Annotated in this window: 21 protein-coding genes; 18 read left to right on the forward strand and 3 right to left on the reverse strand. The window is 47.5% G+C overall.

The window, feature by feature from the left end:
- Positions 1 to 16 precede the first annotated feature (16 nt).
- The 14 genes from ACIFQM_RS14695 (at position 17) to ACIFQM_RS14760 (ending at position 8917) form a co-directional block, all read left to right on the forward strand.
- Entirely contained in the window at positions 17 to 733 is a 717-nt protein-coding gene (locus ACIFQM_RS14695; protein ID WP_430040607.1) for a polymorphic toxin-type HINT domain-containing protein, read from the forward strand.
- 16 nt (positions 734 to 749) lie between these two features.
- Positions 750 to 998, forward strand: a complete 249-nt coding sequence (locus ACIFQM_RS14700; RefSeq protein WP_430040605.1) for a MafI family immunity protein — start codon at positions 750 to 752, stop codon at positions 996 to 998.
- Positions 999 to 1354: 356 nt separating this feature from the next.
- Positions 1355 to 2491 carry a polysaccharide deacetylase family protein gene (locus ACIFQM_RS14705; protein WP_430040603.1) on the forward strand — a complete coding sequence of 379 codons (1137 nt, stop codon included), beginning with the start codon at positions 1355 to 1357 and terminating at the stop codon, positions 2489 to 2491.
- A 205-nt stretch (positions 2492 to 2696) separates the two neighbouring features.
- Positions 2697 to 3122: a phage holin family protein gene (locus tag ACIFQM_RS14710; protein ID WP_430040601.1), complete on the forward strand. Its 426-nt coding sequence runs from the start codon at positions 2697 to 2699 to the stop codon at positions 3120 to 3122.
- Between the two features lie 81 nt (positions 3123 to 3203).
- On the forward strand, positions 3204 to 3491 hold the full coding sequence (locus ACIFQM_RS14715) for a Dabb family protein (protein WP_430040599.1): 288 nt from the start codon (positions 3204 to 3206) through the stop codon (positions 3489 to 3491).
- A gap of 24 nt (positions 3492 to 3515) precedes the next feature.
- On the forward strand, positions 3516 to 3956 hold the full coding sequence (locus ACIFQM_RS14720) for a DUF86 domain-containing protein (protein ID WP_430040597.1): 441 nt from the start codon (positions 3516 to 3518) through the stop codon (positions 3954 to 3956).
- Positions 3957 to 3964: 8 nt separating this feature from the next.
- Entirely contained in the window at positions 3965 to 4612 is a 648-nt protein-coding gene (locus tag ACIFQM_RS14725) for a helix-turn-helix transcriptional regulator (protein ID WP_430040595.1), read from the forward strand.
- Positions 4613 to 4709: 97 nt separating this feature from the next.
- Entirely contained in the window at positions 4710 to 5033 is a 324-nt protein-coding gene (locus ACIFQM_RS14730; protein WP_430040593.1) for a YtxH domain-containing protein, read from the forward strand.
- A gap of 202 nt (positions 5034 to 5235) precedes the next feature.
- Entirely contained in the window at positions 5236 to 6051 is an 816-nt protein-coding gene (gene racE, locus ACIFQM_RS14735) for a glutamate racemase (protein ID WP_430040628.1), read from the forward strand.
- Positions 6052 to 6168: 117 nt separating this feature from the next.
- Complete coding sequence (locus tag ACIFQM_RS14740) at positions 6169 to 7425, forward strand: M14 family zinc carboxypeptidase (RefSeq protein ID WP_430040591.1); 1257 nt, start codon at positions 6169 to 6171, stop codon at positions 7423 to 7425.
- Between the two features lie 132 nt (positions 7426 to 7557).
- A complete protein-coding gene (locus ACIFQM_RS14745; protein ID WP_430040589.1) occupies positions 7558 to 7824 on the forward strand; it encodes a hypothetical protein in 267 nt (88 codons plus the stop codon).
- Between the two features lie 182 nt (positions 7825 to 8006).
- Entirely contained in the window at positions 8007 to 8309 is a 303-nt protein-coding gene (locus ACIFQM_RS14750) for an iron-sulfur cluster assembly accessory protein (protein WP_430040587.1), read from the forward strand.
- 23 nt (positions 8310 to 8332) lie between these two features.
- Positions 8333 to 8554, forward strand: a complete 222-nt coding sequence (locus tag ACIFQM_RS14755) for a DUF1450 domain-containing protein (RefSeq protein WP_430040585.1) — start codon at positions 8333 to 8335, stop codon at positions 8552 to 8554.
- A 93-nt stretch (positions 8555 to 8647) separates the two neighbouring features.
- Positions 8648 to 8917, forward strand: coding sequence for a hypothetical protein (locus ACIFQM_RS14760; RefSeq protein ID WP_430040583.1), 270 nt, complete (start codon positions 8648 to 8650; stop codon positions 8915 to 8917).
- 153 nt (positions 8918 to 9070) lie between these two features.
- On the opposite strand, the gene ACIFQM_RS14765 is transcribed toward ACIFQM_RS14760, so the two are convergent.
- Positions 9071 to 11080 carry an LTA synthase family protein gene (locus tag ACIFQM_RS14765; RefSeq protein ID WP_430040581.1) on the reverse strand — a complete coding sequence of 670 codons (2010 nt, stop codon included), beginning with the start codon at positions 11078 to 11080 and terminating at the stop codon, positions 9071 to 9073.
- Positions 11081 to 11319: 239 nt separating this feature from the next.
- On the reverse strand, positions 11320 to 12480 hold the full coding sequence (locus ACIFQM_RS14770) for a THUMP domain-containing class I SAM-dependent RNA methyltransferase (RefSeq protein ID WP_430040579.1): 1161 nt from the start codon (positions 12478 to 12480) through the stop codon (positions 11320 to 11322).
- Positions 12481 to 12637: 157 nt separating this feature from the next.
- Between ACIFQM_RS14770 and ACIFQM_RS14775 the strand changes: the two genes are divergently transcribed.
- Positions 12638 to 13282 (forward strand): O-methyltransferase, encoded by a 645-nt coding sequence (locus tag ACIFQM_RS14775; protein ID WP_430040577.1) that lies wholly within the window; start codon positions 12638 to 12640, stop codon positions 13280 to 13282.
- A gap of 122 nt (positions 13283 to 13404) precedes the next feature.
- Here ACIFQM_RS14775 and ACIFQM_RS14780 read toward each other — a convergent pair whose 3' ends face one another.
- Entirely contained in the window at positions 13405 to 14625 is a 1221-nt protein-coding gene (locus ACIFQM_RS14780) for an MFS transporter (protein ID WP_430040575.1), read from the reverse strand.
- 231 nt (positions 14626 to 14856) lie between these two features.
- On the opposite strand from ACIFQM_RS14780, the gene hemE reads away from it, so the two are divergent.
- From hemE to hemG, 3 genes are read left to right on the forward strand one after another with little or no spacing between them, the layout of a single operon-like run.
- Positions 14857 to 15921 (forward strand): uroporphyrinogen decarboxylase, encoded by a 1065-nt coding sequence (hemE, locus tag ACIFQM_RS14785; protein WP_430040573.1) that lies wholly within the window; start codon positions 14857 to 14859, stop codon positions 15919 to 15921.
- A 14-nt stretch (positions 15922 to 15935) separates the two neighbouring features.
- Entirely contained in the window at positions 15936 to 16877 is a 942-nt protein-coding gene (hemH, locus tag ACIFQM_RS14790; RefSeq protein ID WP_430065727.1) for a ferrochelatase, read from the forward strand.
- Positions 16878 to 16884: 7 nt separating this feature from the next.
- Complete coding sequence (gene hemG / locus ACIFQM_RS14795) at positions 16885 to 18330, forward strand: protoporphyrinogen oxidase (protein ID WP_430065729.1); 1446 nt, start codon at positions 16885 to 16887, stop codon at positions 18328 to 18330.
- Positions 18331 to 18460: the final 130 nt, after the last annotated feature.

Genomic DNA, 18460 nt, shown 5'->3' on the forward strand with positions numbered 1-18460 from the left:
TGGTTAATCAACAGGCGTGATAATAAGTAAATGTAATTGCTTTACGGCGGGAACCAAGGTTCAAACTGACGAAGGGGAGAAACCTATCGAGGACATTGAGGTCGGGGAACGGGTTCTATCCAAAGATGAGGCTACAGGTGAGGTAGCTTATAAAGAGGTCACAGCTACGTTTAATCACGAGACGGATGAGATTTATAACATCCATGTGGGTGGTCAAACAATTGAGTCAACCTTTAATCATCCGTTCTATGTAAAGGATAAAGGTTGGACGTTCGTCAAAGACCTCAAACCCGGTGACTTGCTTGTTCAGAGTGATGGGAATACACTCAAGGTAGACAGCATTGAACTGGAACAGAAGCAGGTTAGGGTTTACAACATGACGGTTGATGAGTTCCATACCTACTTTGTAAGTGATCTTAATATTTGGGTTCATAATACCAATTGTAATTTAGCGAGTCCGAAACGCACCAATCATATTCTAAATGGTGATAAAAGTGGGGGCGGCCATATGTGGCCGGGAGCATCTGGAAAATCCGTCTTCCCTAAATCGTGGCATGCGGACAAGATTATGAATAATGTTTCCGATATCGTAACCGATCCTAGTCTTAATTGGGCAAAAGGAAGAGTTGTAAACGGGGTACAGCGATACGAGGTAATAGGTGTTCGTAGTGGTGTTAAAGTTAAAGTAATCACTGATGGCAAAGATATCATTACTGCTTACCCTATCAAATAGAGGAAGGACAGGTCATATGGATGTAAAAAGGAAAATCGAAGATTTACTTAATTTGGTGCAGATACCTCAAGAAGATAGCAAAAAAGTATGTGAATACTTGGAATATGGTGAATGGGGAGTGGCTCTCGAACATCTCAGTGCGACGTTGTTTGATGAGTGCGCTGAAATTACCGAAATTATATACACTCAAATTAAACAACTTGGGGAATACATGGAACTTGAAGAGCAGACATGGGAAAGTTTGAAGGCTCTTATCAATAACTAAGAATAAGACCTTGGGGGGGAAATCCTTCAAGGTCTTTTTTTACTGCCACCCAGTACAAATCTACTCGCCTTGAAGCCAATTTATTCACAACTTTGTAATCTCGGTGGTCGGGGAGATTGCGAGATTGTTGTCGAATTGTTTCACTATATTTACATACTATACTCTGGTAATCTATTAATATATATAAGGGGGAAACGGAAAGGCGTTCCGATTCAATAAGTTGAGATGCGTTTATGTTCTATATGTTTACTGAATGTCTATATTGCCATGTCTATACCGTCATGTCTGTATAACTTCATAGACAAGCTAGAGATAGCTCCCGCACATATAAAATACAGCACAGGATGGTGTAATTAATGAAGTTTTTGAAGGTAAAATGGATGGCTGTATGTTTGATGGCAATCTGTTGTTTGGGTCTGTTGGGCGTACATACGAATACGGCAAGTGCGCAAGCGAAGGCTCCTTTGCTGGGGGTCAATGATGTATTACTGGATTCGAATACGGTTCGGCCAGTGATGGAAAATGACAAGTTGTATGTACCTATCGTTACATTAAGTCAAAAAATGGGGATTTCCACTTCGGTCAGCGGTCGTACATTGCAGCTGACGGGACATAATCGCAGCTTTACGCTGAATCTGACCCAGGGTGATGTTTTTGAACGCGGAGGACGTACGATGGTGCCGATTCGCACCTTGGCGGATGCCTTCGGTTTTACCATCACGATACCTTCAAGCAATCTATACCGGATTCAGAATGCGAATGCGAGCTTGTCTGATACACAATTTTTGAACAAATTTGCTACAGAAATTAAACAGTATGTTGCTGTGAAGTCAGGAAAATCTGGCAATACAGGAACAAAGGGGAACGCTTCCCCATCAAACCGTACGATTTATTTGAGCTTCGATGATGGTCCTACGGCACATACCTCACAGCTGTTGGATATCTTGGATAAATATAATGCCAAGGCGACTTTCTTCATGCTGGGACCGGAAATTCGTCAACATAGTGCAGTTATGAAGAGAATGGTAGAAGCGGGTCATGGTTTGGGCTTGCACGGCATGACGCACCAGGTAAAGAAAATCTATGCTTCTCCGGCAGCGGCGCTTGCAGAAATGAATCAGGATAATGAGATTTTATTCCAGGCAACAGGGCAACGCACCTCTTTAATTCGTACGCCTTATGGCAGCAAACCTTATTTGAATAAAGCATTCCGTGATCAGCTGACGGGTGCAGGCTATCATATTTGGGATTGGAATGTAGATTCCAATGATTGGCGTTATACTAAAAATCCAGAGCATTTTGAACAGAGCGTTCTACGTGATATTAAAAGATTGAAAAAACAAGGCAGAACTCCAGTTGTTCTTATGCATGATAAGCCATCTACGATCAAGGTTCTTCCACAGATCATGGCAGCTTTGCAGAAAGAAGGCTATTCGTTCGAGCCGTTGAATGGCAATTTGACTCCACTTAATTTTTGGAACGATCATCGTTAATTGAATAGCTGTCAGAAAAACAGGCTACCCTACTTTATTTTTTGAAGGGGGTCTGTTTTTTTTCATATTTGCACAGAAAATCATGAGATTTGCAGCTTGTTTTATATGAATCTATGAATTCTTATCCCTGTTCAGGTCATATGACTTTACGGGTTGCCACGTCGCTGCATATATTGCAGTAACCGCCCCGAGAGGAGGAACAGGTATGAATATTAACCCGGCTATGTTTAGTATGTTTTGTGCTTCCACAGGTGCCATTATTACATTTGCATTTGGTGGCTGGAATCAGTTGATGGTGCTGTTCACAGTTGCAATGGCTATTGATTATGTGACAGGAGTTGCTGCGGCAATTAAGACCGGACAAGGCTTGAGCAGCAAAACCGGCTTTTGGGGGTTGATGAGAAAGGCTTTGATGCTGATGGTGATTTCTTTGGCACATCATATGGATCTCCTGATGGGCACCGAAATCATGAAAGGGGCGGCGACGTATTTTTATTTATCCAACGAATTGATCTCTATTACAGAAAACTGCTCACGTATGGGCTTGCCGCTTCCACCAAAGCTCAAGAATTTTTTTGCTTTGCTGAAGGACAAGGAGTCTGGTGGGAATGATGGTGGAAAAGATCAATAGAATTACAAAGCTTCTTTCCGTATGTGGGGCGTTATGATAAAATTTTGAAGAGAACATTTAAAAGATAAGGAGCCTATACGTATGATTAAACATATTGTTTTGTTCAAATTGAAAGACCGCTCCCCTGAAAGCATTGAGCATACGGCATCCATTTTGCGCAGCATGAACGGTAAAATCAAAGAACTTCTGTCACTCGAAATAGGTACGGATGTGATTCGTTCGGAACGATCTTATGATGTATCCCTTACGGCTGTAGTCGAAACACTGGATGACTTGCAAACGTATCAGGTACACCCTGTGCATCAGGAAATCATTGTACACATGAATGAAGTGAAGGATGTATCCATCGCAGTAGATTATGAAATTTGAAGCGGTTACGGGAGGTGCAGGACCTTGTATTATGTTAACCGGGAGCAAATTGAGCTTCGGCTAGGGGCCGTTACCGACATTGTTGCAGGACTCCGCCGGATATCGGCCGCTTGGAACGGAGAATTGTTGCAGGGGCTGGTGCAGGAGCGCTGCCTTCATCTGGCGATTGAAACGGTGACGGACGTAGGAAGCTATATCATTGACGGATTTATTATGCGCGATGCTAGCAGCTATGAGGATATAATCGGTATCATTCATGAAGAGGGCGTACTGGATGATACCGTGTTTAATCCGCTGCTGGAGCTGGTAGCTTTGCGGAAACCCTTGGTGCAGGAGTATTTCCATTGGGACCGGACGAGCCTTCATCCGCTTACACCTGAGCTGCCCGAGCTATTGGAGCGTTTTGCATCCAGTGTGCATGACTACTTAAATAAGGAATTGGGTCAGCAGCCCGAGGGAGTGTAAAGGCTAAAGTGACGGATAAGCATATCGTACCCGAAATGCCCACCAGGCGCATGATTATGACACTATTGAAAACCCAGGGACCTGTGGGCGTCGGAAGCTTGGCAGCTCAATTGGGCATTACTGAAATGGGGGTGCGCAGGCACCTCAAATTGATGGAGCAGGATGGTCTCATCGTCGCTACAGTAGTGCGGCAGGCAATGGGACGTCCGACGTTTTTGTACAGCCTGAGTGAGCAGGGAAGTGAGCAGTTCCCCCGAAATTATGATCATTTGTTGCTGGAGCTGCTGGAGGAACTGGATGAAGAGCAGGGAATGGAAGCTGTTTACTCTCTGTTTGACGGCAGAAAACGCAAAATGATGAAGCGTTACGCCCCTCAGATAGAGCGCGAGACCACGCTGGCTTCACGTGTGGAAAAGCTTTCTGGTATTCAGAACGCCTCCGGTTATATGGCGGAGTGGCGGGAAGAAGAGGACGGGAGCTACTCTATTGTGGAATACAATTGTCCGATTTCTCAAATCGCAGGCCGTTATCGCAAGGCTTGTGAATGCGAGCAGCAAATGTTCGAGGAGCTGCTTGATGCCGAGGTTGTCCGTGAGGATTGCTTGGCGGATGGAGGACGTTGCTGCCTGTACCGTATCCGGTCCCGAAAATTGTAGGAACTTTCATGGCTTGTTCGCTGTGTCATGACAAGCTCTCCGTGCTTATAATGCATTAACAGATGGGCATTCGCCCGGGCATAAGGGAGAGATGATGATGAAAGAATACCACAAAAGCTTTATCCGTGGTGCGGTAGCAGGCAGCATTGCCGGTTCGCTCGCTGCGCTGCTGTTTGCCCCCAAGTCAGGTCGTGATCTGCGTCAGGACATAAAGGATCAGGCCCGTCTTGTCAGTGATAGAGGGCAGGAACTGGCGGGGAAAATTACAGACGCCTCTATTGAGTATACCGACAAAATTAAGGATACGGCCTCAGCGGTCATTCATGAAATCGGACAATTTCGTAAAAAATGCGAAGTTCTGCCTGAAGTCAGCATTTCATCCGCTCCTGTTCAAGAAGATATGAAAAAGGATTATTTGTAAGCAACTCTAAATGAATACAATATAACTGAATATGGTTTCGCTTTGAGGCTTCTGCTGTTGAGATGAAGCCTCTTTGTTGATGGCTTTCCCTTTTTCGAGTAATATTTGGGGGTACCTTTTACTCAAATACAACATAAGGTATGTAGCAACGGATAGCTTCCCGAGAGGGAACGACTCATACTTGAACAAAAAAGGAAGCGGTATGTACGTGCAGCAAGCGATTGCAATATTGGATTCCGGTGTAGGAGGTCTGACGGTAGTTAAAGAAGTCATGCGTCAGCTTCCACGGGAAAAAATCATTTATTTTGGAGACACTGCGCGCACCCCGTATGGACCCCGGCCATCGGAAGAGGTTAAGAAATTTACAGAGCAAATGGTTGATTTTCTGATTCAATTTGATCCGAAGGTCATTATTATTGCCTGCAACACGGCAACAGCCGCGGCATTGGATTATATTAGCCAAAAGGTATCCATTCCGGTGATCGGAGTCATCCACCCCGGGGCACGTGCTGCAATCAGCGCAACAGCCACCGGTCATGTCGGGGTGATTGGGACTATCGGTACGATTCGAAGCGAAGCCTATACGGCTGCGCTGAAGCAACTATCCCCTTATGTAGACGTGCTGAGCCATGCCTGCCCTGCTCTCGTTCCTTTGGTGGAACAGGGACTGTTCCGCTCAGACACGACATCAGAGGTCGTAGAGGAGTCGTTGAAGCCGATTCAAGCGTACCCGATTGATTGTTTGATTCTCGGTTGTACGCATTATCCTTTTTTGAAGGAAACGATTCAGGAAGTGATGGGCCCTAACGTGAAGCTGATTAGTTCAGCAGACGAAACGGCTCGTGAAACGAGTACGATTTTGTATAACAAGGGCAAGTTAGAAGCCGGGGATGAAACCCCTGTGCATCAGCTTTTTTGTTCCGGTGATCCGGAAATGTTCCAGAGCATTGCCGCACAGTGGCTTGGGGAGCAAATTCGTCAAACGCCTGTTGTTTGGCAGGTCACCCATCTGGATTGATGAGACAGCCGATTTTTTTGTCATTGGACAAAAGAATCGGCTGTTTTGGTATTCGTTACATCAAGACACGCCGCGTCTGCATAACATGCAGTAAGACAGATGGAAGGGGCGTAGAAGATGAGGGAATATATCGTACAAAAAGGAGATACTTTGCACCGGGTCGCCTCGGCTTTTAAATTATCAGCAGATACATTGATGGCAGACAATCCGTGGACTGCCGCGCAACCCTATCTGATTTGTGGTCAAGTGCTGTACATTCGTCCGTCAATGGATCGTAAATACGTTATTCAGCCTGCTGAGCATGCCAGACAGATTGCCAAGCAGTTTGGTATGGAGCTTGATGAGCTGCGGCAGGCCAATCCCGAACTTGCGGAGCATGATTTTGTGGCAGGAAAAACCATTGTTATACCTGAAAACCTTCAGAATCAGATTGTATGCTTGCGTGGAGAGTATGGATACGAGAACTTGAGAGAAGATCTTGCAGCCCTGGCTCAAAGGTATCCGTTTATTGAAGTGGGCAGCATCGGCACCAGTATCATGGGAAAGGATATCCCTTATGTACGCATTGGACAGGGACCGCTGAAAATTCACGCCAACGCCTCCGTACATGCCAATGAATGGCTGACGACACCATGTTTGCTGCGTTTTGTAGAGCGATATGCGCAAGGAGTCGACAGTACGAATGGAAATAAAGGGGCGGAGCATCATGATGAGCGTGAGGATCAAGGCGAGGCTCCTCTATGGATTTATGGGGTTTCTCCACAAACCTGGCTATACCGCACTTCTTTATGGGTAGTGCCCATGGTCAATCCAGATGGGGTGGAACTGGTTCAACAAGGTGTCCTTCCGTCTCATCCCCTGTACCATGACTTAAGAAAGTGGAACGAAGGCCGTGCTGATTATCGTGGATGGAAGGCTAACATTCGCGGTGTGGACCTTAACGATCAGTTTCCGGCGTATTGGGAGGAAGAGGTACGCAGACGCGGTAAAACAAGCCCGTCCAGAAGGGATTATGCGGGTCCTGCGCCTTTGTCTGAGCCGGAGGCTAAAGCGCTTGTCGATCTGACAGAGCGGGAACAGTTTGATATGGTGTTGTCCATACACAGTCAGGGACAGGAAATCTATTGGAATTACCGGGATTTGGAGCCAAAGGAGAGCCGGGATTGGGCATCACGGCTGGCGGCTGCAACAGGATACCGGGCGGTAAAGCTGGGGGGCAGCGATGCGGGATATAAGGACTGGTTTATACAGCGATTTGGAAAACCGGGTTTTACCGTTGAAGTCGGGCTGGGTGTAAATCCGCTGCCTATGCGTGATTATGACGATATTGCGGCAGAGGTGGGCATGTTAATGGCAACAGTGCTTTCATGGTAAAAGGGTTAGCCTGAAACTCCATGGTTTATCAGCACGTATTAGGAGGAGCACGTGTTTTTACAAGTGTTCCTCTTTATGTCCCTTCAATGGGGTATATATACGTAGGAGCATTGGAAATGGAGTGAACAACCTATGAAGTGGAAAAAATTACTATCTCTCCGTCAATGGTCATATGTGTTTCGTCGCATGCCCCGGTTTATTACTTCGTCGAAGATTCCATTGGGTGAAAAATTGCTGTTTGCCGTCCCTGTATTGCTCTATTGGGTGTTGCCAGATGTCATGCCATTTATGCCCATTGACGACATTGGGGTGACGCTGCTGCTGATGAACTGGTTTGTGACCCGCGCTGAACGTAAATATCCCGATGTGCTTGAGAAGCAGCACGTACGTGTCCGGTAGGAATAAAAGCTTATGAATTTCGTGATTGCGATTTTTCGCGATTTTCTTTACAATAGGAATATTGCCTTTCTAGTATAGAGGCTATTTGTAGTTGTTGAATTTACCTGTTAAATGGTGTGGCACGGATATTCATACTCCGATGGACCACACTTCATTTGATTAATATGAAGGAGATGAAGTTGATGAATTGCAAAATTACTCGCAACGCAGCTAAAGTATTAAAGCTTGAATTGGATAAAGAAGAAAACCAAGGGAAGAGCCTGCGCGTTGTCATTACTCATTCCCATGGAGACCATGCTCATTACGGGCTGGATTTGAACACGCCTAAAGAAACAGATACCGTCGTATCTACAGATAAAGGCATTGATGTTATTTTGGAAAACGGCCAGCCGTTGCTGGATGGTGTAAAAATTGATTACTTGTACTTCCCCGAAGAAGGCTTTGTCATTACTAACCCTTCCCAAGGTAATCACGGCGACCACTAAGCCGGAGCACGGAGGGATGACAGATGGCCAATGATATTCGCGTATGTGATGAATGCAATCATATTCGCTTGAAAACGATCCTGCCCAAGCTGCAAAAGATGGCACCAGATGCGCAGATCAAAATCGGTTGCAAATCGTATTGCGGTCCTTGTGGAAAGCGGGCGTTTGTATATGTGAACGGACGTTATATAAGTGCAGCTACAGAGGATGAAGTATTGGAGAAGGCTGCGCGTTTTATAAAATAATTCCAGTACGCAGCATTCACAGCTTTGTATAGTTCCCCTTCTTCTGATCCATGCTAATGGATGCAGACCACTGCCCAGAAGGAGGAGTGACACATGGCCCAATATGATTCCAATCTCGACAATCACAGTGTCGAGGCCCAAACGCAAAACTCGGTGGACAAGCTTCACCATGCCGTTTCTCAGGCACTGTCACATCCGGCTGAGCAACTGATTGAGCAGGCGGAGCAGTCCCGTACTCATGTGGAGCATGCCATAGAGCAGGCAAAGGACAGCCTTGGCAACGATGCGGTAGAGGCTGCCGAGGAAATGCTTGGTGAAGAGACACAGCGGCTGGAGCAAGCCAAAAAAGCATTGCGCCCATAAGCATTCGTAAATGGATATGAGCCCGGTTTACTAGCTCAAGAATACAAAAAGCCCGATCATCAGCATGTTGCTGCTTGGTCGGGCTTTTCTTGTGGGTATCATCTTTTCGGGAATCTGGGGAGGGTGCTGTGTAAGCAACCTTCCTCAGCAAATTTATTTGGATGTGGAAGGAATCGCAGTGACTTCTTTGATTTCCGGTCCCCATTGGCGAATGAGATCATACGTGATCACCTGATCGGAAATGTTCAACCGATTGAGAGCTTCAGTATACCCCGGTCCGCAGGCGTTCACATCCGTAGGCTGGCCTGTGGTGAGGTTGTAACAGCTTCCTTTGGAGAATGTGCCGTCCTCGGATGGAATATAGTACACACGGCCATCAGTGAAAGCACCACTGCGCAGCACGACCATGCGAGACTTCCCGCTGAACAGATCATTTCCCATAAAGTAATACGGTTTCGTTGAAATGCCGAGCAGATGCAACACCGAAGGTGTCAGATCAAGCTGTCCTGCCGGTTCAGTGTAAGTTCCAGCATGGTTTCCATCGGGCAGGTGCACTAGCAGTGGCACCTGGTTCATGATTTTTTGCATGTCGAGATCTGTGAGTGGCTTACCCAGAAATTTCTCATACAGTGCCTTATCTTTAATAGAATTGTCGTGATCCCCGTAGAACATGAGGATCGTATTATCCCACAATCCGTCTTTCTTCATCTGATCGACCAGTTCGCCCAGTGCTTCGTCCACATAATGGACGGATTTCAGATAGTCTCCGAACATGGTCCCTTCAAACTCACCAACGTCCAAATCCACGGCGTCTGGTGGCAGATTGTACGGGTGGTGGCTCGAAATTCCGACCATATAGGCGTAGAACGGCTGTTTGACCTCAGTGGTGAGATCATTGAGCGTTTGACGGAAAAAGGATTTGTCTCCCAGTGACCAGCCTAGTGGCTCATCTATTTTAAAGTCTTTTTTACTGTAGAACTTATCATAGTTCATTGCCTTATACATTGTGTAGCGATTCCAGAAGCTGCTGTCGTATACGTGAAATGCATTAGGGCTGTAGCCAGTATCTTTTAGAATAGAAGGCAACGTATCGAATTTATGGTCCGCATAACGGATGAATACCGAGCCTGTAGGGAGCGGATGCAGAGAAGCATGTGTAGAGAAATCCGCGTCCGAGGTACGACCCTGTGCAGTCTGGTGATAATAATTGTTAAAATACATGCTTTCCTTCATCAGCTTGTCAAAGTTAGGCGTTATGGCCTGACCGTTGATCTGCTTGCCGATAAAAAAGTTCATATACGCTTCGGCTTGAATGACCATCACATTTTTACCTTTATACTTGCCGGACAGGTCATTTTTCACCTGGAGCAGCATTTGATGCTGATTAAACCATTCCTTATCCTTATCGGACTCCGCCTGAGCCAGCGTAGGCTGGGGTCCCAGATGGTCCTGACTATAGCGGTAAATGTCGTACCCGTGAAATCCGATCAGCCCGGTTACATTGTACAGGGCCATCGACCACCAGTTACCGACGAATATGCCGGTTGCCCACGTGGACGTATAATATTTAATCGGTCCAAAGGTAAAAATATAGCCGATCAGGAAGGCCAGCGCGCCTTTGGAGAAGCGAAGCAGAAAGCTTTTGGTGAATGAGCGGCGGGACGTTTCCATGTAAGGGTCACTCGTTACATACCGACGCCGTAAGGAAGCTACGAACATCACATACGGAATGAACAGAATCCAGTCTGCAAAAAAGAAAAGATCCCACCAGTACATCAGAGCTGCGATACTTCCACCCAGGGAATCAACTTGTCCAGCTTGAAGCAAGACGGGGATCGTAATGAAATCCTGAAAATACCGATAATAAACCATGTCAGAATAAATGAGAGCAGTAAGCAAAATATCGAGCACCACAAGAGCGACCAAACGTCCGCGCCTTGACAGCCATAAGGTCCAAAAACTCACAAGCAAGAGCGAACCGATAGCGATGACATAATCCAGCGGATTCATGTCAATATTTTGGGCATGCAGGTTATGGTGGATCAGAACGAGCTTGCCAATCATAAGTACAAAAAACAGACCAAACCCGAAATATCGGGACAGCAGTATTCTGCTGAACATGTTTCCAGTGCGATTTGCACCGGCCGTGCGAATAACCAACACTTTACCCCCTTCGGCATCAATGTTCGGCTAGTACAAACTACATATTAACGTAATGTTAAAACCGAAATCGCCTTTAATTATTATAGCGCTCATCCCGCGCATTTCAATGATTAAGTAAAGAAAATACAGCATTTTCCTTCCAGTATAGCAGGGTAAATCCATATTTTTATCCGATGAACAGCACAAATCAGGCCAGGAAGCGAACCATCCGTTCGCCTCCTGGCCTGGGCATCATCTATTTAAGACTGCAACGGCGGAGTATCTTTGCGGCGCGGCGGTAGAGGGCCCAGATACTGATAGTATTGGCATTCGATCCGGCCATTAAACAGCTTGCGTCTCTTATCGGCTTTGCGGCCCCAATAGTGCTCGAATTGCTTGGTGGAGCTGATAGCAAAGAAGGACCATGTCTTCATTTCCGCTGCCGTGCGTGCGATTGACCGGATCAGCTTCTCTACCTCGGTTTGCTCACTTAGTCTTTCACCATAAGGTGGATTGGTAATCATCACACCATATTGGCCTTCAAGTCTGACTTTCGTTACAGGCATCACCTTTAATGAGATATCTTTAGCGAAGCCTGCCGCCTTGACAGCAGCCTCAGCAACTTCGATGGCACCTGGATCAATATCGCTGCCTGCAATCTCGAAAGGAATGTCATCGCGGGTCAAATCCATCGCTTCGTCGCGAGCCTGATCCCATAGCTCGCGACCAATGACAGGCCAGTCTTCAGAGTTAAAGGTACGTCTCAATCCCGGGGCAATATTCCATGCCTGCATTGCTGCTTCTACCAGCAGAGTACCGGAACCGCAGCACGGGTCATAGAATGGTCGATCCGGGGTCCAGCGGCTAAGCTGAATAAGAGCCGAAGCCATAGTCTCTTTGAGCGGAGCCTCCGTCACGAGCTTGCGGTAGCCGCGCTTGTGCAGCCCCGGACCCGTTGTATCGAGCGTTAGCAATGCACGGTCATTTAAGAGAATGACCTCTATAACGTAACGAGGGCCGTCCTCCTCAAACCAATCCGTGTGATAGGTTTCCTTGAGCTTTTCCACAATCGCCTTCTTGACGATTCCCTGACTGGCTGGTACGCTACTAAGCTGTGATTTGTGCGAGCGTCCCTCTACAGGAAATTCACCATCCATAGGAATCCAATCCTCCCATGGCAAAGCCTTGGTGCCCTCAAACAGCTCGTCGAAGGTGGTTGCGGGAAATTCACCCATTTTAATAAGAACGCGGTCTGATGTGCGCAGCCACAGGTTACACCGGCATATATCCATATAATCCCCGGAAAAAACGACGCGGCCATTCTCGACGGTCAGGTCCTCGTATCCGAGTTCTCTGAGCTCCCGAGCCACGACAGCTTCAAGTCCCATCGGCGCAGTTGCAATTAGTTGCAGTTGAGTCATTAAACGTATTCACTCCGTCCCATAATCATATAAGCTTGGTTCAATCCTTATAGTATAGGTCATTGTAAACGAAGAGACAAATCATTTAAGGTAAAAAATTTGCGAAGGACACCGTGTCCAACCTGCGTTATGATAAAGCAAGAAGGAGAGATGAAACGTGGAAATTACACCCAATATGACACCTGAACAATATGTAGACCAACTGGTACAGGAGGATGAAGCGCTACGCGGCATCAGGGAGGCCATTGTTGCAGAGGGGATGCCTGAGGTATCGGTGGCTCATCCTTACGGGAAGCTGCTGACCTTTCTGATTGAGGTATCCGGCGCGCAGCAGGTACTGGAGATTGGTGCATTAGGCGGGTACAGCGGATTATGTCTGGCCCGTGGGCTGGGAGAAAAGGGACGCATAGTGTCATTGGAGCTGAAAGAAGCGTATGCGGCGCTGGCACATCGACATATGGAGGAAAATAGCTACGGTGACCGTGTCGAATATCGTATCGGACCTGCAGCGGACAGCCTGAAGAAGCTTCAGGAAGAGGGGAGAACCTTCGATTTTTTCTTCATTGATGCGGATAAGGAAAATTACCCGGTGTATCTGGAATATGCGATTGCTCTGGCGAATCCAGGTGCCATTATTGCAGGAGATAACTGTTTTCTTCGTGGACGGACGCTGAATACGGACAAGAACGGTCCTGCCGTACAGGCCGTGAGACGCTTTAACGAAACGATAGCTACGGATCCGCGACTGGTCAGTACGCTTTTGCCAGCCTATGACGGATTGGCTTTGGCCCGTGTAAAATAGGCTGTAATGTTACTTATATAGCTATGCAAAAAGTGCTATACAAAAAGAACCTCCTTGTCCACAAAATTGTGGAGCGGAGGTTCTTGTCTGTTCTGGAAGGCTGACCTTACCAGAAGGCTATCTTACCTGAAATCAGGTGCAGGCTTACGATCATAGAGCTTCATACGTACCCAGAATATATTGACGATCAGCAGGACACCCGACATGATGAACAATCCTTCGATGCCTATAAACCCGGACAGTACCCCGCCAATAACAGCGCCCAGCATATTACCAAGCGACAGCGAGCTGGTATTGAAGCCGAACGAACGGCTTTCCATGCCTTCCGGCGTATACGTGCGAATCAGCGCGTTTACGCTTGGTAGCAGTCCGCCCATAAATATACCCATGAAAAAACGGATCGTGACGAGCTGCCATACCTGATTGACAAAAGCCTGCGGAATGAGCATAAGTGCGGTTCCGAGTAGAGCGAGGGTCAAAATACGGTGCGCCCCGATCTTGTCACTCAATCTTCCAAGCAGCGGCGCAGCGACCATATTCGACACGCCGGTAATGGCTGTAACAAAGCCGGCAATGAGCGCAATTCCTTCTGCCGACCCATACAGCTTTTGCACATATAACGGCAGCAAAGATACCGTACTGATCATGGCAAACTGGAGCAGGAACGTTACGGTAAACAGAGCCGGAAGCTGGGGCGTATGGCTTAGCTCCTTTAATCCGGCAAGAACCGAAATTTGCGGTGTTCGTGCAGCTTCGGCTTTGCTGAAATCTTCCTTAACCAGAAACATTGCGATGAGAGAGGCTACAAGAATAAGAGCGCCTGTAATGTAAAAGATCGGTCTGAATCCAACCCAGTCAGCCAAAAAACCACCCATCAGAGGGCCGAGAATCGTACCCGCCATCTGACCAGATTGCATAATCCCCATAGCGAAACCAGTCCGTTCTTTGGGTGTGGTACCCGACACCAGGGAAATCGAAGCTGGATTGAAGCCAGAAATCGTACCGTTTAGCAAACGAAGCGCCAACAGTTGCCACGGATGGGTGACCAAACCCATGCAGCCGATCACCAGAGCCATACCAAAACCCGAGCGGAGCAGCATTGCTTTGCGCCCATATCGGTCAGCCAGCTTGCCCCATAGGGGTTGGAACATAAATGAAGTCAAAAAGTTTGCGGCAAAAATAACTCCGGCCCACAAGCCGATATTATGTTCTCCCTTCACATGAAGGTCTTGAGCCAGATAGAGGGCGAGGAATGGAGTAATCATCGTAATACCCGCATTGACCAGAAACTGACCGAACCAAAGCACAATGAGATTGACTTTCCACGTCTCCCGCGTTTTCAATGTGCTTTCACTTCCTTTCTGTCATTTCTTGCTGATGCAAAACACTACTTATCCTAAATAGAACTTCCCGGAGCTTTAAAAAGCCATTTCTTTAGTATAGCACACTTCATTGAAACTTTATCCAAATGTCATGGGTTTGTCATGGATTGTCCGCCAGCGGCGGTTGTTACGACTCCTGAAAAAGGGCATAATATAGTACAGTAGTTACGATTCGAACTGGAGGCTGAAGTCATGACCTACAACGATACCTTTATCCGCGCTTGCCGCAAGCAGGCTGTGGATCATATTCCCGTATGGTACATGCGGCAGGCCGGAAGGTATGATCCTGAATATCGCAAAATTAAAGAGAAATACACGTTGCTTGAAATTTGTCGTCAGCCCGAGCTGGCCGCAGAAGTGACCTTAATGCCCGTGCGCAAGCTTGGGGTGGACGCTGCTATTTTATATTCTGATATTATGAATCCGGTAGCCTCGCTGGGGGTTGATTTTGATATTGTCAAAAATATTGGTCCGGTTATTGAACATCCGATTCGTACAGCGGCGGACGTGGACAAGCTGCGCCCGATTGATGTAGAACGAGATCTGGGTCATATTTTAGAAACGATCCGTATTTTAGACCGTGAGCTGGAAGTACCGCTGATTACGTTCGCCGGAGCTCCTTTTACAATTGCGAGTTATTTAATAGAAGGCAGACCGTCCAAGGGGTATATCCGCACTAAAGCTATGATGTACGGAGAACCTGAATTATGGCGTCGGCTGATGGACAAGCTTGGGGACATGGTAATTACATACGTGCGTGCCCATATCGCTAATGGCGGCAAGGCATTTCAACTGTTTGACAGCTGGGTAGGGGCGCTTTCGCCTCGTGATTTCCAAACGTTTGTGCTGCCGACGATTACACGTATTTTCCATGAGCTGTCCGATCTGGACGTACCGAAAATTTATTTTCCCGGTGTAAGCTCGGGTGAGTTGCTTCCGCTGCTGGGCGGGGTAAAAGCCGATGTGATCGGACTGGACTGGCGGGTGAGTATACCTGAAGGACGCCGTCGTTTGGGTAATGCTTTTGGTGTGCAGGGAAATCTGGACCCTTACGTGCTCACAGCGCCGATAGATGTAATTAAACAGTATGCGAAAACGATTGTGGATGAAGGAATTTTGGAGCCGGGATATATTTTTAATCTGGGTCACGGTTTATTTCCAGAAGCTTCGTTAGATAAGCTGAGAGAGCTTACAGAGTATGTGCACGAGTATTCCCGTTCCGTTTTGAACAAAGAAGTAATCAATCCAAAATGTTAAGAGGTGATGTGCTGATGAAAACCAAAGTGGGTGTACTGGTTATGTCCTACGGGACACCGGAAAGTTTGGATCAGGTGGAAGCCTATTATACGCATATTCGTCGTGGTAACGCTCCTTCCCCGGAGCAATTGAAAGAATTAAAGGACCGTTATGAAGCCATTGTGGGCGGTGTATTTCCGCTACGTCAAAATACGGATCGTCAGGTTCACAATCTGCAAGAAACCTTAAATCGGGAAAATCGTAACCCGGATATTGAATTTATCTGTTATCAGGGACTCAAACATGCCAAGCCGTTCATCGAGGATGGCGTGGAGGCTATGGTGCAAGACGGTATCCGTACAGCGGTAGGCGTCGTGCTGGCTCCGCATTATTCTGTAATGAGTGTAGGCACTTATATTAAGCGTGCACAGGCCAAGGCACAGGAGCTGGAGTTGGCTATATCGTTTGTGGAAAGCTATCATCTTCATCCAAAGCTGATCAAGACGTTAACCGAGCGTGTAAATGCCAAGCTGGCGCTTTTCGAAGAGGCAGGGGCGAATCGGGACGAGGTACGTGTATTGTTCAGTGCGCACAGCTTGCCTGAGCGGATTTTGGCGATGGGTGACCCTTATGTAGAGCAATTGATGGCTACTTCACAAGCAATTGCGGATAAGGCAGGAATCACCAACTGGCAGTTTACGTGGCAGAGTGCAGGCCGCACAGCAGAGCCTTGGCTCGGTCCTGACATCCTAGATAACATGCATAGTCTCAATGAAGACCAGGTTGAATATGTGCTGGCTGCACCAGTCGGTTTCGTTTCCGATCATCTGGAAGTACTGTACGATCTGGATATTGAGGCGCAGGCTTTGGCGAAGAAACTGGATATGCGTTTCCAGCGGATTGATTCGCTTAACAGTGATCCATTGTACATGGAGACGCTTAGCGATGTCATCATAGACCAATGGAAAAAGGGATGAGGACATAATGGAGCAAAAATTACGCAACATTGTGATTGTAGGCGGAGGATTGACCGGACTGAGCGCAGCTTTTTATACACGTAAAATGTACAAAGAAGCAGGCTACACACCACGGATTACGCTGGTGGAGAAGGCCCCGGTGCTGGGCGGGAAAATCGAAACGTTGCATAAAGACGGATTTGTGATTGAAAAAGGGCCGGACTCCTTTCTGGCCCGTAAAACGGCTATGATCGACCTGGCGAAAGAGCTGGAGCTGGATCATGAACTGGTAAGCACGAATCCTGAGGCGAAAAAAACATACATTTTGCATGAAGGTCAGCTTCATCCGATGCCCCCCGGTCTGGTACTGGGGATTCCGACGGAGCTTAAACCGTTTCTGCGCAGCGGATTGATCTCGTTGGGCGGCAAGCTGCGGGCCATGATGGATTTTGTTATTCAGCCCCGTCGCGTACCGGGTGATGAAGCCTTGGGTGATTTTATTGAACGTCGATTGGGCAAAGAAGTGCTGGAGAATGTAACCGAGCCTCTACTGGCTGGCATATATGCTGCCAATATGAAGACGCTGAGCTTGCAGGCGACCTTTCCGCAATTTGCTGAGGTAGAGCAGCAATACGGGAGCCTCATTCACGGGATGATGACCGGAAGAAAACCGGCAGAGACGCATACAGGTACGAAAAAAAGTGTCTTTTTGACCTTTCGTCAAGGGCTGCAAAGTTTGGTACATGCGCTACTGAATGACTTGCGTGACTGTGATTTGCGCACAGGCGTTGCTGTTACAGAGTTCACAAAGACAGCAGACGGTGAAGGAAGCGTCTACCATGTTGTACTGGATAATGGGGAGACGTTGGAGGCGGACGATCTATTTATCACGACTCCGAATTTTGCCGCTGCACCGCTGTTGCAGGGACATGTGAATGTGGCCGCACTGGAAGCCGTTGATTATGTGTCCGTGGCCAATGTGGTCATGGCCTTTCATAAACAAGACATTGAGAATGTTTTTGATGGTTCCGGTTTTCTGGTTCCGCGTAAAGAGGGACGCAGTGTGACGGCATGTACGTGGACATCTGCCAAGTGGCTGCATACCAGTCCGGACGATAAGGTACTGCTGCGATGTTATGTGGGGCGTGCCGGAGCCGAAGAAACAGTGGAGCTACCCGATGATGAACTGACTGCGCTGGTACGTAAGGATTTGCAGGATATGATGGGCGTTACGGCGACTCCGCTATTTACGGAAATTACCCGTCTTCGCCACTCCATGCCGCAATATCCGGTAGGACACCCGCAGGCTATCGCCGATCTGAGGGAAGAACTGCGTACAGCGATGCCGGGAGTGTATGTTTTGGGTGCCGGCTATGATGCTATCGGCTTGCCGGATTGTATCCGTCAGGCCAAGGAATGGGCCTCTGTTGCCGTCCAAGCTGCGGAACGGGAAGCGGTCGAGGTACAGGTATAATTAAATGAATGGAGCAGCTTGAATAACGAACCCTTCGCAATCCCAAGCGAGGGGTTCTATTTATACCGAAATTTGATAATATAATGGAGAAGGTGTCAAAAGCGTTGGATCATTTAAGAAAGTAATGCAT

This window comes from Paenibacillus sp. NRS-1782, from assembly GCF_050467685.1.
GTDB classification, from domain to species: Bacteria; Bacillota; Bacilli; order Paenibacillales; family Paenibacillaceae; genus Paenibacillus; species Paenibacillus terrae_A.

Coding starts and splice junctions, on each gene's coding strand:
- ACIFQM_RS14700 (WP_430040605.1), top strand. CDS start 750: ATGGATGTAAAAAGGAAAATCGAAGATTTACTTAATTTGGTGCAGATA.
- ACIFQM_RS14705 (WP_430040603.1), top strand. CDS start 1,355: ATGAAGTTTTTGAAGGTAAAATGGATGGCTGTATGTTTGATGGCAATC.
- ACIFQM_RS14710 (WP_430040601.1), top strand. CDS start 2,697: ATGAATATTAACCCGGCTATGTTTAGTATGTTTTGTGCTTCCACAGGT.
- ACIFQM_RS14715 (WP_430040599.1), top strand. CDS start 3,204: ATGATTAAACATATTGTTTTGTTCAAATTGAAAGACCGCTCCCCTGAA.
- ACIFQM_RS14730 (WP_430040593.1), top strand. CDS start 4,710: ATGAAAGAATACCACAAAAGCTTTATCCGTGGTGCGGTAGCAGGCAGC.
- racE (WP_430040628.1), top strand. CDS start 5,236: ATGTACGTGCAGCAAGCGATTGCAATATTGGATTCCGGTGTAGGAGGT.
- ACIFQM_RS14740 (WP_430040591.1), top strand. CDS start 6,169: ATGAGGGAATATATCGTACAAAAAGGAGATACTTTGCACCGGGTCGCC.
- ACIFQM_RS14745 (WP_430040589.1), top strand. CDS start 7,558: ATGAAGTGGAAAAAATTACTATCTCTCCGTCAATGGTCATATGTGTTT.
- ACIFQM_RS14750 (WP_430040587.1), top strand. CDS start 8,007: ATGAATTGCAAAATTACTCGCAACGCAGCTAAAGTATTAAAGCTTGAA.
- ACIFQM_RS14755 (WP_430040585.1), top strand. CDS start 8,333: ATGGCCAATGATATTCGCGTATGTGATGAATGCAATCATATTCGCTTG.
- ACIFQM_RS14760 (WP_430040583.1), top strand. CDS start 8,648: ATGGCCCAATATGATTCCAATCTCGACAATCACAGTGTCGAGGCCCAA.
- ACIFQM_RS14770 (WP_430040579.1), bottom strand. CDS start 12,480: ATGACTCAACTGCAACTAATTGCAACTGCGCCGATGGGACTTGAAGCT.
- hemE (WP_430040573.1), top strand. CDS start 14,857: ATGACCTACAACGATACCTTTATCCGCGCTTGCCGCAAGCAGGCTGTG.
- hemH (WP_430065727.1), top strand. CDS start 15,936: ATGAAAACCAAAGTGGGTGTACTGGTTATGTCCTACGGGACACCGGAA.
- hemG (WP_430065729.1), top strand. CDS start 16,885: ATGGAGCAAAAATTACGCAACATTGTGATTGTAGGCGGAGGATTGACC.